General features: G+C 70.8%; 15 protein-coding genes. 9 read left to right on the top strand and 6 right to left on the bottom strand.

Annotation, left to right across the window (positions count from 1 at the left end; genetic code table 11):
* The first annotated feature begins 5 nt into the window (after positions 1–5).
* Positions 6–1,700, top strand: coding sequence for a glycerol-3-phosphate dehydrogenase/oxidase (locus CRP55_RS47835; protein ID WP_097328759.1), 1,695 nt, complete (start codon positions 6–8; stop codon positions 1,698–1,700).
* Between the two features lie 182 nt (positions 1,701–1,882).
* Positions 1,883–2,641, top strand: coding sequence for a DeoR/GlpR family DNA-binding transcription regulator (locus CRP55_RS47830; protein WP_097328758.1), 759 nt, complete (start codon positions 1,883–1,885; stop codon positions 2,639–2,641).
* Positions 2,642–2,874: 233 nt separating this feature from the next.
* Here the strand turns inward: CRP55_RS47830 and CRP55_RS47825 are convergent, their stop codons facing one another.
* Complete coding sequence (locus CRP55_RS47825; RefSeq protein ID WP_097328757.1) at positions 2,875–3,906, bottom strand: LacI family DNA-binding transcriptional regulator; 1,032 nt, start codon at positions 3,904–3,906, stop codon at positions 2,875–2,877.
* 206 nt (positions 3,907–4,112) lie between these two features.
* Between CRP55_RS47825 and CRP55_RS47820 the strand changes: the two genes are divergently transcribed.
* From CRP55_RS47820 to CRP55_RS52605, 5 genes are all read left to right on the top strand, one after another.
* Positions 4,113–6,038 carry a beta-galactosidase gene (locus CRP55_RS47820; RefSeq protein ID WP_097328756.1) on the top strand — a complete coding sequence of 642 codons (1,926 nt, stop codon included), beginning with the start codon at positions 4,113–4,115 and terminating at the stop codon, positions 6,036–6,038.
* Positions 6,035–6,889, top strand: a complete 855-nt coding sequence (locus tag CRP55_RS47815) for a carbohydrate ABC transporter permease (protein WP_097328755.1) — start codon at positions 6,035–6,037, stop codon at positions 6,887–6,889. Before CRP55_RS47820 ends, CRP55_RS47815 begins: the two co-directional genes overlap by 4 nt.
* Entirely contained in the window at positions 6,889–7,728 is an 840-nt protein-coding gene (locus CRP55_RS47810; protein ID WP_097328754.1) for a carbohydrate ABC transporter permease, read from the top strand. Before CRP55_RS47815 ends, CRP55_RS47810 begins: the two co-directional genes overlap by 1 nt.
* 42 nt (positions 7,729–7,770) lie before the next feature.
* Positions 7,771–9,060 carry an ABC transporter substrate-binding protein gene (locus CRP55_RS47805; protein ID WP_245923901.1) on the top strand — a complete coding sequence of 430 codons (1,290 nt, stop codon included), beginning with the start codon at positions 7,771–7,773 and terminating at the stop codon, positions 9,058–9,060.
* Between the two features lie 68 nt (positions 9,061–9,128).
* Positions 9,129–9,563 (top strand): TolB family protein, encoded by a 435-nt coding sequence (locus CRP55_RS52605; RefSeq protein WP_143235451.1) that lies wholly within the window; start codon positions 9,129–9,131, stop codon positions 9,561–9,563.
* On the opposite strand, the gene CRP55_RS47795 is transcribed toward CRP55_RS52605, so the two are convergent.
* Genes CRP55_RS47795 through CRP55_RS47785 form a run of 3 tightly spaced genes read right to left on the bottom strand, consistent with a single transcriptional unit; the run spans position 9,547 to position 12,162 of the window.
* The gene (locus tag CRP55_RS47795; RefSeq protein WP_097328751.1) at positions 9,547–10,674 is read right to left on the bottom strand and encodes an RCC1 domain-containing protein; all 1,128 of its coding nucleotides are present in this window, start codon (positions 10,672–10,674) and stop codon (positions 9,547–9,549) included. The two genes, CRP55_RS52605 and CRP55_RS47795, sit on opposite strands and share 17 nt — an antisense overlap.
* 49 nt (positions 10,675–10,723) lie before the next feature.
* A complete protein-coding gene (locus CRP55_RS47790) occupies positions 10,724–11,224 on the bottom strand; it encodes a cupin domain-containing protein (protein ID WP_097328750.1) in 501 nt (166 codons plus the stop codon).
* Positions 11,225–11,244: 20 nt separating this feature from the next.
* Positions 11,245–12,162: an NADP-dependent oxidoreductase gene (locus tag CRP55_RS47785; RefSeq protein WP_097328749.1), complete on the bottom strand. Its 918-nt coding sequence runs from the start codon at positions 12,160–12,162 to the stop codon at positions 11,245–11,247.
* 197 nt (positions 12,163–12,359) lie between these two features.
* On the opposite strand from CRP55_RS47785, the gene CRP55_RS47780 reads away from it, so the two are divergent.
* On the top strand, positions 12,360–13,310 hold the full coding sequence (locus CRP55_RS47780; protein WP_218855116.1) for a helix-turn-helix domain-containing protein: 951 nt from the start codon (positions 12,360–12,362) through the stop codon (positions 13,308–13,310).
* A gap of 35 nt (positions 13,311–13,345) precedes the next feature.
* Entirely contained in the window at positions 13,346–14,266 is a 921-nt protein-coding gene (locus CRP55_RS47775) for an SDR family oxidoreductase (RefSeq protein ID WP_097328748.1), read from the top strand.
* Here CRP55_RS47775 and CRP55_RS47770 read toward each other — a convergent pair.
* Together CRP55_RS47770 and CRP55_RS47765 are read right to left on the bottom strand one after the other, a co-directional pair.
* Complete coding sequence (locus CRP55_RS47770; protein WP_097328747.1) at positions 14,257–15,216, bottom strand: helix-turn-helix transcriptional regulator; 960 nt, start codon at positions 15,214–15,216, stop codon at positions 14,257–14,259. The two genes, CRP55_RS47775 and CRP55_RS47770, sit on opposite strands and share 10 nt — an antisense overlap.
* Positions 15,217–15,238: 22 nt before the next feature.
* Positions 15,239–15,952: an alpha/beta fold hydrolase gene (locus tag CRP55_RS47765; protein WP_097328746.1), complete on the bottom strand. Its 714-nt coding sequence runs from the start codon at positions 15,950–15,952 to the stop codon at positions 15,239–15,241.
* Between the last annotated feature and the right edge of the window lie 102 nt (positions 15,953–16,054).

The following is a 16,054-nucleotide window of genomic DNA, read 5'->3' as shown; positions in this document are numbered from 1 at the left end:
TCACTATGAACACCGGAATCCTGTCGCCCGCCGCGCGCACGGCGGCCCTCACCACGATGTCGGCCGGCCCGGAACTCGACGTGCTGGTCGTCGGCGGCGGCGTGGTCGGCGCGGGCGCGGCCCTCGACGCGGCCACCCGCGGGCTCTCGGTCGGCCTGCTCGAGGCCCGCGACTTCGCCAGCGGCACGTCCAGCCGCTCCAGCAAGCTCATCCACGGCGGCCTGCGCTACCTGGAGATGCTCGACTTCGGCCTGGTCCGCGAGGCGCTGCGCGAGCGCGGCCTGCTCATCCAGCGGCTCGCCCCGCACCTCGTACGCCCGGTGCCGTTCCTTTATCCCCTGCGGCACCGCGCGTGGGACCGGCTCTACGTGGGGGCCGGGGTCGCGCTGTACGACACCCTCGCCCTCTCCGGTTGGGGCGCCGGGCTCCCGCGACACCGCCACCTGAGCCGGACCGAGGCGCTCAAGGCGTTCCCGGCGCTGCGGCCCGAGTCGCTGGTCGGCGCCATCCGCTACTTCGACGCCCAGGTCGACGACGCCCGGCACACCATGTTCCTGGTCCGTACGGCGGCGGCCAACGGCGCCCAGGTCGCGGCCCGGACCGAGGTGATCGCCTTCCTGCGCGAGGGCCGCCGGGTCGTCGGCGTCCGCGCCCGCGACACCGAGACCGGGGCCGAGCTGGAGATCCGGGCCCGGACGGTCATCAACGCCACCGGGGTGTGGACCAGCGACATCCAGTCGCTGATGAAGGGCGAGCGCGGTCAGTTCAAGATCACGGCGTCCAAGGGCATCCACCTGGTCGTGCCCCGCGAGAAGATCACCGGCACCACCGGCATGATCCTGCGGACCGCGACCAGCGTGCTGTTCGTGATCCCGTGGGACCGGCACTGGATCATCGGCACCACCGACACACCGTGGAACCTCGACAAGGCCCACCCGTCGGTGTCGGCCCAGGACGTCACCTACCTGCTCGACGAGGTCAACAAGGCCCTGGCCACGCCGCTGACCCGCGACGACGTGCAGGGCGTCTACGCCGGCCTGCGCCCGTTGCTGTCGGCCGACGCGGCGATCACGGCCAAGCTGTCCCGCGAGCACGCGGTCGACCGGCTCGCCCCCGGACTCGTCCTGGTGGCGGGCGGCAAGTACACGACGTACCGGGTGATGGCCAAGGACGCGGTCGACGCCGCCGTGGCCGACCTCGAAACCCGGGTGCCGGCCTCCTGCACCGACCAGGTCCCGCTGCTCGGCGCGGCCGGATACCGGGCGGCCTGGAACCGTCGCGCCCAGCTGGGCCGCCGCGCCGGCCTGCACGTCTCCCGGGTGGAGCACCTGCTCAAGCGCTACGGCACCCTGGCCGACGAGGTGCTCGCCCTGATCGACGCCGACCCGGCGCTGGGCCGGCCGTTGGCCGGCGCTCCCGACTACCTGGCGGCCGAGGTGGTGTACGCGGTCACCCACGAGGGTGCCCGCCACCTGGACGACGTGCTGACCCGCCGTACCCGGATCTCCATCGAGACCCCCGACCGTGGCGTGACCGCCGCCCGGACCACCGCGGCCCTGATCGCCGCCCCGCTCGGCTGGTCCGCCGCCGAGGCGGAGGCGGAGATCGGCCGCTACGAGGCCCGCGTCGCCGCCGAGCTGGCCGCCCAGGAGCAGCCCGACGACGAGAGCGCCGACGCCACCCGCCTCGCCGCGGTATGAGAAGCCACGCGGCAAGATGTGACGGTCCGAGAGGCCGCGCGGTGAGGTTGGGGCGCGGTGGGGGTCGCCCGGCGCGGGCCGGGCGCGACAAAGGCCGCGCTGTGGGCGCCGGCGCGATCTCGGACCGTGGCCGGGCGAGCCGCGGTCGGAGACGTGGCGGCCGGCGCGGCCGGGGCTGAGTCGTGTCCGCGGAGGAGCGGCAGGCGCGGATTCTCGCCGAGGTCGATCGGACCGGCGGGGTGCGGATCGCGCAACTGGGCGCGCGGCTCGGCGTCTCCGACGTGACCGCCCGGCGTGACGTCGAGGCGCTGGCCGAGCGGGGGCTGGTCGCGCGGGTGCGGGGTGGGGCGATGGCCCGCACCGCCGGGCCGGGGCCCGCCCGCGGGGCCGGGCTGCGGGCCAAGGCCGCCATCGCCCGCAGCGCGGCCCGGCTCGTACGGCCGGACGAGGCGATCGGCATCCTGGCCGGCGGCATCACCGCGCTGCTGGCCCGGGAGCTGTCGGGGGTGCCCGGCCTCAGCGTGGTCACCAACGCGATCCCGATCGCCGACACGTTCCACCACGAGGGCCGGGCCGACCAGATGGTGCTGCTGCTGGGCGGGGTCCGCACCCGCTCCGGCGCGCTGGCCGGGCCGGTCGCCGAGCGGGCCGCGGCCGGGCTCAACGTGGACGTGGTCTTCGTCAGCGTGTCCGGCATGGACGCCAGTTCCGGTTTCACCGCGCCCGGCCGGGCCGAGGCGCGCATCGGGGCCGCCCTGATCGCCGCCGCCCGCCGGGTGGTGGTGCTCGCCGACCACGGAACGTGGGGCTCGAGCGGCGCCGCCGTGATCGCGCCCCTCGAACGGGCCGACGTCGTGGTCACCGACGATGGGCTGGTGCGCGCGGGCCGCTCGGCGCTGCGCCGGCGGGCCGGCCGCCTGATCGTCGCCGACGTGCCCTGAAATCGCCAGACCGCCGGGCTGGAGGCGACGACGTCGTGGCGATCGCCGAGTGCGGCGCCCGGCCGCGTGAAGCGGCGGCTGACCAGGAGGCCGGGCCGGCCAGGCCGACCTGCGCCGGACAACGGAGGGCAGCACCCGTCGGCTGCGCCGGTCAGGCTGAGTCGCGCCGGACGTCGGGGAGGGCAGCACCCGGCGGCTGAGTCGGTCAGGCTGAGTCGGTCGGGCTGCGGCGGTCAGGCTGAGTCGCGCCAGACGACGGGGGAGGGGAGCAGCAGGCCGCCCTGGGGGATCTCCTCGCCCCTGAGCTGGCGCAGCACCATGTCTGCGGCGTGGGCGCCGATGTCGGCCGCGGGCTGGTGGACCGTGGACAGGTGGGGCCGGGTGCGGGTGGCCCAGGAGCTGTCGTCGAAGCCGACCACGCCCACGTCGCCGGGCACCGTGCGGCCGGCCTCGCGCAGGGCCTCGACGGCGCCCGCGGCCACCGCGTCGGACGCGGCGAAGACGCCGTCGATCCGCGGCTCGCGCTCCAGGAGCGTGCGCATGCCCTTGGCGCCGCAGGCGAAGTCGTACAGCGGGACCTCGGCCACCAAGCTTTCGTCGAAAAGCGGGCCCAGGGCGCGGCGGAAGCCGGCCAGGCGGTCGGCGCCGGAGTCGCGGTCGACGGCGGCGGCGATCATGCCGACCCGGCGGCGGCCGGTGGCCAGCAGGCGGCGGGTGATCTCCTCGGTCGAAGTCATGTTGTCGATGCCCACGTACGGGATCTCGGGGCGCAGGTCGCGCGGATGGCCGACGAAGGCCGAGGGCAGGGCCAGGCTGCCGACCACCTGGATGATCGGGTCGTGGCTGCGGGCCGAGACGATGATGGCGCCGTCGACGAAACCGCCGCTCAGGTAGCGGGTGATGCGGGCGGTGTCGCGTTCGGAGTCGACGACCAGGTTGACCATCTGGTAGTCGGCGTCGGACAGCGTCGTGTTGGCGCCGAGCAGGATGCCGCCGATGTTCGGATCTTCCAGGAACAGGGTGTGCGGCTCGAGGACGATGAAGCCGACGGCCTGTGAGCGCTGCATGACCAGGTTGCGGGCGGCGGTGTTGGGCACGTAGCCGACCTCGCGGATGGCCCGCTCGATGGCGGTACGCGCGGTCACCGAGACGTAGCCGCCGTTGAGCACGCGGCTCACCGTGCCCCGGGAGACACCGGCGGCGGCCGCGATGTCGTGCACGGTCGCCCTTTTGCCCGGCTTGTTCGGCTGTTCGGTCGCGCTCACGCAACGACCCTATCTTTCTCCCGAATCTGTTCACGACGGTGAAGATCGCGTGGTCATGTCGCGGCAGGCGGGACTCGAGGTAGGTCGTGAACAAACTCGGGTCTTGACGGCCCGATTGAGGAAACCTAATGTGTGCACGTTCACACATCTGACCTGCGGGTTTTACGCAGCAGAAATGTGTGCACGTGCACAGACGAGGAGAGCCTGTGATCACTCTGGGGTGCGACTACAACCCGGAGCAGTGGCCGGCCGAGGTGTGGGCCGAGGACGTCGCGTTGATGAGGACCGCCGGGGTCTCCCTGGTCGCGGTCAACATCTTCGGCTGGTCGGACCTCGAACCGCGGGCCGGCGAATACGACTTCAAGCAGCTCGACCGCATCGTCGAGCTGCTGCATCAGAACGACATAAAGATCAATTTGGGTACGGCCACCGCGTCGCCCCCGCCGTGGCTCGGCGCCCGCCACCCGGAGATCCTGCCGATGGCCGCCGACGGCACCCGGCGGTACCCGGGCGGCCGGCAGGCGTGGTGCCCGAGCTCGCCGGTCTTCCGCGAGCACGCGCTGTCCCTGGTCGAACAGGTCGCCCAGCGCTACGGGCAACACCCGGCCCTGGCCCTGTGGCACGTCTCGAACGAGCTCGGCTGCCACAACGCGCTCTGCTACTGCGACGCCAGCGCCGAGCGGTTCCGGGCCTGGCTGGCCGACCGCTACGAGACCGTCGAAGGCCTGAACGCGGCCTGGGGCACGTCGTTCTGGAGCCAGCGCTACGGCGAGTGGTCCGAGGTACTGCCGCCGCGGACCGCGCTGTCGCTGCGCAACCCGGCCCAGATGCTCGACTTCCACCGGTTCTCGTCGGACGAGCTGCTCGGCTACTACGAGGCCGAGGCCGCCGTGCTGCGTAAGCACTCCAGCGTCCCGGTGACCACGAACTTCATGGTCACCGCGCACATCCGCAACATGGACTACTGGCGCTGGGCCCCGCGGATGGACGTCATCGCCAACGACCACTACCTGGACCACCGCCTCGGTCACCCGGCGGCCGAGCTCAGCTTCGCCGCCGACCTGACCCGCGGCCTGGCCGGCGGCAAGCCGTGGATGCTCATGGAGCAGTCCACCGGCGCGGTCAACTGGCAGCCGGTCAACCTGGCCAAGGCGCCCGGCGAGATGCTGCGCAACACGCTCACGCATGTCGCCCGCGGCGCCGACGCGGTCTGCTTCTTCCAGTGGCGGGCCTCGGCCCAGGGCAGCGAGAAGTTCCACTCGGCGCTGCTGCCGCACGCCGGCACCGATACCGAGCAGTGGCGTGAGGTCCTCGATCTCTCGTCCGTGCTGGGCAAGCTGGCCGAGGTGGCCGGGACCACGGTCCGTACGGAAACCGCGGTGATCTTCAGCTGGGAGGCCTGGTGGGCGGCCGAGCAGGAGGGCCGGCCGTCGACGGCGGTGAACTATCTCGACCAGGTCCACGCCGTCCACGGTGGGCTGCGCGACCTCGGTGTGACGGCTGATGTCATCAGCCCGGACGGCGATCTGTCGGCGTACGCCCAAGTAATCGTCCCTTGCCTTTATCTCGTCACCGACGAGCAGGCGGCGGCGATCCAGAAATATGTGGAGCGCGGCGGCCGTGTGCTGGTCACCTTCTTCAGCGGGATCGCCGACCGGGACGACCGGATCCGGCCCGGCGGCTATCCGGGCGCGTTCCGTGACCTGCTCGGCGTCACCGTCGAGGAGTTCGCGCCGCTGAAGCCGGGCACGACCGTGACGCTCGACGACGGCAGCAAGGCCACGCTGTGGACGGAGCGGCTGCGGACCACCAGTGCCGAGGTCGTGGCCCGTTACACCGACGGACCGCTGCCCGGCACTCCGGCCATCACCCGCAACGGGAACGCCTGGTATGTCGCGACCGCGCTCGACCGGGAATCGATGCGAACGGTTCTGAGCCGCTTCACCGGAACCCCTGAAACCCACGACGGTTCGGTCGAGGTGGTGCGGCGGGGGACGTACGTCTTCGTCATCAACCACGGCGAGCGGGAGATCGAGTACGCGGTCACCGGCCACGAACTCCTCCGTGGCGAAAAGGTGGCCGGCCTCGTCAAGGTGCCGGCCGGCGCCGTCCGGGTGGTGCGTGAGTCGTGAAGAAAGCCATCCTGTTCTTCGTCGCGCCGTTCGGCGCCCTGTTCACGCTCTTCTACCTGATCCCGATCGGGTACGCGATCTGGCAGTCGCTGTTCACCGTGGAGCGCACCGGCACGTTCGGGCCGGCCACCGAGGTGTTCGGCGGCCTCACCCAGTACAAGCAGGTCTTCAGCGACGGGCCGTTCTGGGAGTCGATCGGGCGGGTGCTGCTGTTCGGCGCCGTGCAGGTGCCGGTCATGCTCGGCCTGGCCCTGTTCCTGGCCCTGCTGCTCGACTCCGGCCTGGTCAAGGGGCGCCGGTTCTTCCGGCTGGTCTACTTCCTGCCCTATGCGGTGCCGGGCGTGGTCGCCGCGATCATGTGGGGCTACCTGTACTCGCCCAACCTGTCGCCGTTCACCGAGGTCACCTCGGCCGTCGACCTGCTCTCGCCGAGCCTGGTGCTGTGGGCCATGGCCAACGTCGTGACCTGGGTCTACGTCGGCTACAACATGCTGATCATCTACTCGGCGCTGCTGGCCGTGCCGACCGAGATCTACGAGGCCGCCAAGATCGACGGGGCCGGCGTGTTCCGTACGGCCTGGTCCATCAAGATCCCGATGGTCATGCCGGCGATCGTGCTGACCACCGTCTTCTCGATCATCGGCACGCTTCAGCTGCTGGCCGAGCCGCAGGTGTTCCGCAGCTTCAGCTCCGCGGTGTCCAGCACCTACACCCCGAACCTGACCGTGCTGAGCACCGCGAGCATCCCGAACTTCCACCTGGCCGCCGCCTTCTCGGTGGTGCTGGCCCTGGCCACGTTCGTCCTCTCGTTCTCGTTCCTCAAATTCACTCAGCGCAAGGGCGTGCAGTGATGACCGGATTCAAGGTCCCGCGGTACGCCGCCATGCTCGTCATGGCCGTCTTCACGCTCTACTTCCTGACGCCGCTGTGGTGGCTGTTCATCGCCTCCGGCAAGCAGGACGGGCAGGTGACCGAGGGGCACGCGCTCCTGCCGGACAACTTCGCGCTCGGCACCAACCTGTCCGACCTGTTCCGCTACAACGACGGCGTCTTCCTGCGCTGGCTGGCCAACTCGGTCGGCTACACCGTCGGCGCCGCCCTGCTCGGCACGCTGCTGGCCGGCATGTGCGGCTACGCCCTGGCCAAGTACGTGTTCCGCGGCCGGGAGCTGATCTTCAACATCGTGCTCGGCGGCGTGCTCGTGCCGGCCACCGCGCTCGCGCTGCCGCTGTTCCTCATGTTCAGCAAGGCCGAGCTGGCCAACACCTTCTGGTCGGTCTTCCTGCCCAGCCTGGTCAACCCGTTCGGCGTCTACCTGGGCCGCATCTACGCGGCGGCCAGCGTGCCGGACGAGCTTCTGGAGGCGGCGAGGATCGACGGTTCCGGCGAGGTGCGGTCCTTCTTCACCATTTCCGTACGGCTGATGGCGCCGGCCTTCGTCACCATCTTCCTGTTCCACTTCGTCGCGGTCTGGAACAACTTCATGCTTCCGCTGATCATGCTCGGCAATGAGCGGCTGTTCCCCGTGACCCTCGGCCTCTACTCATGGAACTCCCAGGTCAACCAGCATCCGGAGCTGCGCGCCCTGGTCCTGGTCGGAGCGTTCGTCTCGATCGTTCCGATGGTCATCGCATTTCTCTCACTCCAGCGCTTCTGGCGAAGCGGCCTCGGCGCTGGATCCATTAAGTAGGAGGGTTTCATGCGCGTACGCGCAGGCTCTATCGCTGTTCTGTTGGCCTTCTCCCTTGGTGCTTGTTCGTCCGGTTCCGATGATTCGTCGTCCACGGAAGCGGGATCGGCGTGCGCCCCCGCCGGCGCGCCGGTCACCCTGACCTACACCACCTGGATCCCCGGCATCGAGAAGGTCGTCGACGTCTGGAACAAGGCCAACCCCGACATCCAGGTCAAGGTGCAGACCGGCCCGAACGGCAACGGCGGCACCTACGCCAACTTCTTCAACCAGCTCAAGGCCGGCAACGCGCCCGACCTCGGCCACATCGAGTACGACGCGCTGCCCAGCTTCCGGGTGCAGGACGGCCTGACCGACCTGGCCGGCTGCGACATCGTCACCCAGTCGCAGAGCAAGTTCATCGACTGGACCTGGAACCAGGTCACCTTCGGCGAGCAGGGCCACGTCTACGGCATCCCGCAGGACGCCGGCCCGATGGGGCTGTTCTACCGCAAGGACCTGTTCGAGAAGAACAACATCCCGGTCCCGACGACCTGGGAGGAGTACGCGGCGGCGGCCGAGAAGGTGAAGGCCGCGGGCGGCTACATCACCAACTTCTCGCAGAGCGACATCAACCAGTTCGCCGGCCTGGTCTGGCAGGCGGGCGGCCACTGGTTCGGCAACGACGGCACCAACTGGACCGTCACGATGACCGACGAGCCGACCAAGAAGGTCGCCGACTACTGGCAGGGCCTGATCGACAAGAAGCTCGTGTCGTCGGTGCCGCCGTGGACGCCCGAGTGGGACAACGCGTACAACTCGAGCAGTGCCTGGACCTGGGTCTCGGCCGTGTGGGGCGCCAACTCGATCCTGGCCGGCGCGCCCAAGACGTCGGGCAAGTGGGCGGTCGCGCCGATGCCGCAGTGGAGCGCGGGTGAAAAGGTCGCCGGCAACTGGGGCGGCTCGTCGACCGCGGTCTTCAAAAACTCGAAGCACCCGTACGAGGCGGCCAAGTTCGCGCTGTGGCTGAACACGTCGACCGAGGCGCTGACCCTGCTGAACAAGGAGGCCCAGCTCTACCCGGCCACGAAGGAGGGCGCGTCGCTGCCGGCCCTGAAGGAGGGCGTCGAGTTCTACGGCGGCCAGAAGATCTACGACGTCTTCGCCGAGGCCTCGACCCAGGTCAAGCCCGACTTCACGTGGGGCCCGACGATGACCAAGACGTACGCCGACGCCTCCGACGGCTTCAAGAAGGCCGTCACGGGTCAGGAGACGCTGACCAAGGCCCTCGAGGACGCCCAGGCCAGCACGATCGCCACCCTGAAGTCCCAGTCCATCCCGGTCAAGGAGTAACAGGCGGTAAGAGCCGGAGCCGGCTCGTCTCATGGCGAGCCGGCTCTGCCGGATCATCCGATGGGGCCGTGCACCGGAGGCCGGGAGACTGTCACCGCTGGCCGAGCCCGCCGGCGGCATCGCTGTCTTCGTGGTGCGCCTCGACGGCAGCCGCCTGCGGCGGGTCACCCCCTGGGCGCTGGAGGCGGGCGACCACCCGGACTGGTCGCCGGACGCCGTTCCGCTCCAACGTCGAGGGCGACTTCCTCAACTCGCAGCTCTACACGGTCCAGCCCGACGGACGGCACCTGCGCCAGGTCACGCATGTCAGTGCCGACACCATGCTGCTGTCGAGCTCGTTCTCGCCCGACGGCGCCGGCATCGTCTACGCGCGGTCGGGCGACGGCGACCAGCCGGACATCTTCACCGCCCGTGTCGACGGCAGTCATGTCCGGCCGGTCACCCACACTCCGCGGTGGGAGAGCGCCCCCGACTGGGGGCCGGCGATCAGGCGGGGAAGGTGACCTGAGCCGGCGCCGTGCGGTTGGTGGTGGTGCCGTCGGCGAGCTGGCCGGCCGCGTTGTAGCCCCAGCACCAGAGGCTGTCGTCGGCGCGGGGCGCGCAGACGTGGTAGGCCACGACGAAGGAGCGGGTGGCGGTGGTGCCGGTGGCCGTCGGGGCGTACCGGTTGGTGGTCGTGCCGTCGCCGATCTGGCCGGCCATGTTGTTGCCCCAGCACCACAGGGTGCTGTCGGCCCGGGTGGCGCAGGCGGTGTCGAAGCTGGCGTCCACGGCGGTCCAGGCCGCGCCGGAGCCGATCTGCAGCGGGGACCGCTGGAAGGTGACGTTCGCGCCGAGCTGGCCGTAGCCGTTCTCGCCCCAGCACCACAGCGTCTGGTCGGACCGGACGGCGCAGGTGAAGGCGTACCCGGTCGTCACCTGCGACCACGTCGTGGCCGTGCCGACCTGGCCCGGCGTCGTGCTGTAGGCGACCGCGCCCTGGCCGAGCTGGCCGGCGCTGCCGTCGCCCCAGCACCACAGGGTGCCGTCGGTGCGGGTGGCGCAGGTGTGTGCGTAGCCGGTGGCGACGCTCGCCCAGGTGCCGGCCGTGCCGACCCGGACCGGGGTGGCGGAGTAGTAGTCGGCGCCGCCGGTGCCCAGCTGGCCGAGGCGGTTGAAGCCCCAGCACCACAGGCTGCCGTCGGTCCTGACCCCGCAGGTGTGTGCGTCGCCGGCGCTGACGGTGGCCCAGGTGGTGGCGGCGCCGACCCGCGTGGGGGACGTCCGGTTGGTCGTGGTGCCGTCGCCGAGCTGGCCGCGGCGGTTGCTGCCCCAGCACCACAGTGAGCCGTCGGTGCCCACGGCGCAGGTGTGGCTGGTGCCGGCGTCGACGGCCTTCCAGGTGGTGGCGGTGCCGGCGCGGACCGGTGAGGTGCGGGCGGTGGTCGTGCCGTCGCCGAGCTGGCCGCTGCCGTTGCCGCCCCAGCACCACAGCGAGCCGTCGGACGGGATGGCGCAGGTATGCAGATATCCCGCGGCGACATCGGTGACCGGCGCGGCGGCGGCCGGGCCGGTCACGACTCCGAGGAACGACGCCACCAGCGCGAGGAGGATCACGATGCGTCGGAGAATCATGTCCGGAACGTTACGGGAGCGCTCCCATACATTCAAGATTGTGATTCTGTTACAGGAACTCGCTCCGGTAGGTCGGCGCCAGCTCGGCCGCGCGGCGGCGGCGCTCGGCGAGCTGATCGGGGGTGAGCGCCGGCGGCGGGGCGTCCGGGCCGGCGACGACGTCGCCGATGCGGGCGAAATACTCGTCCTGGCCGGCCGGGGTGCACATGCAGAGCATGCGGGCCGGGGCGCCGGAGACGTTGCGGAAGTTGTGCGGGGCGTTGGCCGGGATGTTGACGGTCGAGCCGGCCCGCACGGTGTGCTTCTCGCCGCGGAAGGTGAACTCGATCTCGCCCTCGAGGATCGTGAACATCTCCTCGAAGTCGTGCCGGTGCGGCGGCGGCCCGCCGCCGTCCGGCACGCGCATGTCGATCAGGCAGTACTGCTCGTTGGTCTGCTCGCCGGTGATCAGCATGGCGTAGGTGTTGCCGACCAGCGAAATGTACGTGGTGGCCGGGTCGCCGGGATTCGCCACGGTCAGCGAGCGAGACAGATCGTCATCCGGAATCATCGGGGTCTCCTTAAGGGGCGTCAGGCGGCGAGGACGATGGTCTTGCCGCTGGGGAGCTTGCCGGCGGCGGCGTCGGCGTGCAGGGCCGGCAGCTCGGCCAGTGGGACGCGAGCGGCGATGTCGACCCGCAGCTCGCCGCTGTCGACCAAGGCGGCCAGCTGCGCGAGCTGGTCGGCGTCGCTTCGGACGAAGAGGTTGATGCCGCGGACGCCGCGGGCCTCGTCGGACGGCGCCGGCATCCACACCGTGGTGTTGACCAGGACGCCGCCGTCGCGGATCAGCGGGACCAGCGCGGCCAGCTGCTCGGGCGCCACCGGGGCCAGGTTGAGCACGGCGTCGACCGGCTCCAAGGTCGTCACGTCGGTGAGCACCTCGTCCGCGCCCGAGACGCGTGAGGCGCTGCGCGGGCTGGCCACGGCGATCACGTACGCCCCGGCCCGCTTGGCCAGCTGCACGGCGTAGTCGCCCACCGCCCCGCCGGCGCCGTTGATCAGGATTCGCTGGCCGGCCGTGAGCGAGGCGTGCTCGAAAAGGGCCTGCCAGGCGGTGAGGCCGACGATGGGCAGCGCCGCCGCGTCGGTCAGCGGGATGCTCTTCGGCGCGGCCGTCAGCACCGCCGCCGGCGCGAGCACGTACTCGGCGGCCGCCCCGGTCTCGGTCATCGGGAGGAAGCCGATCACTTGGTCGCCCACGGCGACCTCGGTGACGCCCTCGCCCAGCGCCTCGACCGTTCCCGCCATGTCGATGCCGGGGGTGTGCGGCAGCGTCACCGGGATCGGCCCCTGCATGAAGCCACCGCGGATGTTGGCGTCGACCCCGTTGAACGACGTCGCCGCCACCCGGATCAATACCTGCCCGGCGCCGGGAACGGGCCGCTCCACGTCCTCGTAGCGCAGAACCGAGGAGTCGCCGTACTCGTGGAAACGCACTGCCTTCATGGGACTGCCTGCCTTCATGCCGATCGCGTTTGCTTCGAACTCGAAGCACCTGGGAACAAAGCTATGCCTGCTTCGAATTCGAAGCAAGAGTGATGCCCTGTGTGGCCGGACACAGGAACTCTAGGAAGATCCGCACCCCGGGCGCGTGTACCGTCGCGACACCTGATGGCATCCAAGCGACAAACGGGAGGCCTCTCATGCGGGTGGGCACCTTCACCGTCGACGCCGACTCGACCGGCGTCGGGCGGGAGACGTGGGAGCCGTTCATCGACACCTGGAACGACCGCATGGGCGACCTCTATCCGCTGCCCGAGTTCAGCGCCGACACGGCGGACGGCTTCCAGGGCACGATGCACTCGGTCACCCTGAGCGACACCGCCATCAACGAGATGTGGACGTCCTCGCCCATCAGCACCCAGGCCGTCGGTTCTCTGGAGCAGGACCAGGTCCGGTTGTACGCCGGGATGCGCGGCACGGTCGCTCTCCAGGAGCCGCACGATCGGGGCGGCGACGCGTCCGTCACGGCGGGCACGTACTTCATGCATCACGTGGTCGCCGAGAATCACTTCCACACCACACCCGGGGTCGGCGCCCGCATCTTCATCTTCCCCGGCGACGCCATGCGGCCGCTGGTCGCCGGGAAGCCACGCCTCGGCCGCGCCGACTCACCGGCGGCCCAGATCCTCATGGCGCACACCACGATGGTCCAGCGCGTCGCCACCGGCCTCGGCCCGGCCGCCGCCGAAGCCGCCCGCAACGCCCTGATCGAACTGGCCAAAGGGCTGGTCCTCGACCACTTCGACGACCGCGAGCCGGTCTTCGCCCCGGCCCTGGCCCAGGCGGCCAAGGACTTGGCCGACGCCCACCTCACCGACGCCGACTTGTCACCGGCCGCGGTCGCCGACCGGCTGCACGTCTCGGTCCGCACCCTGCAACGCGCCTTCGCCGCCCTCGACGAGTCGTTCGCCGGCTACATCCGCCGCCGTCGCCTGGAGGAGGCCGCCGCCGCCCTCACCCACCCGGCATCGCGACTCAGCGTGTCGCAGGCCGCCGCGATCTGGCAGTTCACCGACAGCAGCCACTTCATCCGCTCCTTCAAGAAGCGGTTCCAGGTGACACCGGCGGAATTCGCTCGCCGTAAAAGGTGACATTAGATGTCACCGTTGGCGTTCAGGCTGGTGGCATGGAGCTGAAAAACAAGATCGCGCTTGTGGCCGGAGCCACCCGCGGCGCCGGGCGGGCGCTCGCCGTCGAACTCGGCCGGGCCGGGGCCACCGTGTACGTCACCGGCCGCACCACCCGGGACCGCGCCAGTGAGGTCGGCCGCCCCACGGAGACCATCGAGGAGACCGGGGAGCTGGTCACCGCGGCCGGCGGCACCGGCATCGCCGTACCCACCGATCATCTCGACGAGGCCCAGGTGCGGGCGCTCGTCGAACGGATCGAGCGCGAGCAGGGCCGGCTCGACATCCTGATCAACGATCTGTGGGGTGGCGAGCACCTGCTCATCAACTCGGTCTTCGGCAAGAAGAGCTGGGAGACCCCGCTCGCCGACGGCCTGCGCATCCTCGAGCTCGGCGTCCGCTCCCACCTGATCACCGCCGCGCTCGCCCTGCCGCTGCTGATCCGCTCGGACGCGCCGCTGCACGTGGAGGTCACCGACGGCACGGCCGCCTTCAACCGCCGCTATCGCGAGAACCTCTACTACGACCTCGCCAAGAACGCGCCGATCCGCATCGCCTTCGGGCTGGGCGAGGAACTCAAAGATTTGGGGGGTACGGCGGTGGCCGTCACCCCCGGCTTCCTGCGCTCGGAACAAATGCTCGGCCACTTCGGTGTGACCGAGGAGAACTGGCGCGACGCCGTGGCCCAGGAGCCGCACTTCGCGATCGCCGAATCACCGCACTACCTGGCCCGCGGTGTCGCCGCGCTGGCCGCCGACCCCGATCGGGCGTCCCGCTGGAACGGCCGGTCCGTCTCCAGCGGAGATCTGGCCAAGGCTTATGACGTACGGGATGTGGACGGCACCCAGCCCGACTCGATCGCCTACTTCGAGGACGTCGTCTACGGGGGCAAGCAGGCCTCGCCCGACGACTACCGCTGATACAGCTCGGTCAGGGCCTGCGCGTGCTCGCGGAACCGCGCGCGCAGGCCCTCCGGCGCCAGCACCTCGACCGTTGCGCTCAGCCCGACAAGCTGCCCGAAGGCGACCTCCTCGGACTCCACCGGCAGCTCGACGGTGAACAGGCCGGACGAGGACGGGCCGGTCACCGCGGCGAACCCGGCCGGATCGGCCACCACCCGCAGCCGCCGCAGACCGGTTTCCGTGGTGCGCAGCGTGACATTCGTCCGCAGCATGGCCCGGGCGAACTCGGCCGCCCCGGCCTCCCAGTGCGCGGCCAGGTCGAACGACGGGTCGCGGTCGAAGTGCTCGCCGGGGCTGGTCGCGGTCACCCGGTCGACCCGGTAGGTGCGCCAGTCGCCGTCCCGGACGCGGCCCACGACGTACCAGACCCCGGCCTTCAGGACGAGGCCGTACGGCTCCAGCCGCCGCGTCACGACCTCGCGACCCGGCCGGGCATAGGTCAGCTCGACCGTGCGATCGGTCCACACCGCCCGGGCCAGCTCGGGCAGCAGCGCCGGGGCCGACGGTTCCCGGAACCAGGCCGGCGCGTCGAGGTGGAAGCGCCGCACCGACGACTCGGCCGCCGCCCGCACCGACGGAATCAGCGTCGCCGACAACTTCAGCCGCGCCGTGTCAGCCGCATCGGCCAGCCCGAGATCGCGTAGTGCACTCGGCAGCCCCGACAGGAAGAGTGTCTCCGCCTCGGTCGGATGCAGCGTCGTGAGCCGCGTCCGATATCCCGGCGTGAGGTGATAGCCGCCCATGCGCCCGAGCTCGGACCGGATCGGCACCCCGGCTTCCTGCAGCGCCTGCGCGTCCCGGATCACCGTCCGCTCCGAGACCTCGAGCTCCCGGGCCAGCGCGCCCGCGGTCAGGCCGGGAGTCGACTGGACGAGCAGAGCCATGCGGATGAGGCGGGCGGCGCGCATGGCTCCATGATGGCAATCCGCCTCAGGCGCCGACCGCCGCGACGGCCTCGCGGATCACCGCGGCCACCTCCTGGGGGTGCGAGATCATCACGACGTGGGAGGAGTCGATCTCGACCGGGCGGATGCCGCCCCGCCGGTAGCCGAACCGCTCCACGTCCGGGTTGATGGTGTTGTCGCCGGTCGAGATCACGCCCCAGGCCGGCTTGGTGCGCCAGGCGGCGACCGCGGCCGGCTCGGTGAAGGCGGCCGCGGCCAGCGGGCGCTGCGACACCGCGAGGACGCGGGTCAGCTCCGGGTCGACGTCGTGGGCGAAGATCTTCGGGAACTTCTCGATGTCGACGCTGACATCGGTGCCCGGCTCGGTCGACCCTTCGATCGGGTACGGCGTGTAGACCAGCGCCGACGCGAGTTCCGAGTCGGGGAACCGGCCCTGCAGCTGGGCCAGGCTCTCGCCCTCCTCGAGCGCGTAGCCGGCCAGGTAGACCAGCGCTTTGACGTTCTCCTCGGCGCCGGCGACGGTGATGACCGCGCCGCCGTACGAGTGACCGACCAGCACCACGGGCCCGTCGATCGAGCGCAGCACCGAGCTGATGTAGGCGGCGTCGCCCGACAGCGACCGGTTGGGCACCGCCGGGACGAGGACCTTCAAGCCGGCGTCGAGCAGTTCCGGGACGAGCTTGGCGAAGCTCGACGCGTCGGCGAAGGCGCCGTGGACGAGGACGACAGTCGGATTCATCGGCTCAGGACCTCCTCGGCGAAGTCCTGCAAGGCGTGGCGGCGGAGCAAGTGATCCATCTCGGTTCCTCTCTCTGCGAGGAACTGAGCACATCAGAAGCCA

Origin of the sequence: Paractinoplanes atraurantiacus, from assembly GCF_900215205.1 — a bacterium.
GTDB lineage: Bacteria > Actinomycetota > Actinomycetes > Mycobacteriales > Micromonosporaceae > Actinoplanes > Actinoplanes atraurantiacus.
Note: the sequence above shows the minus strand (reverse complement) of the source record. Positions and strands in the feature narration are given on the sequence as shown.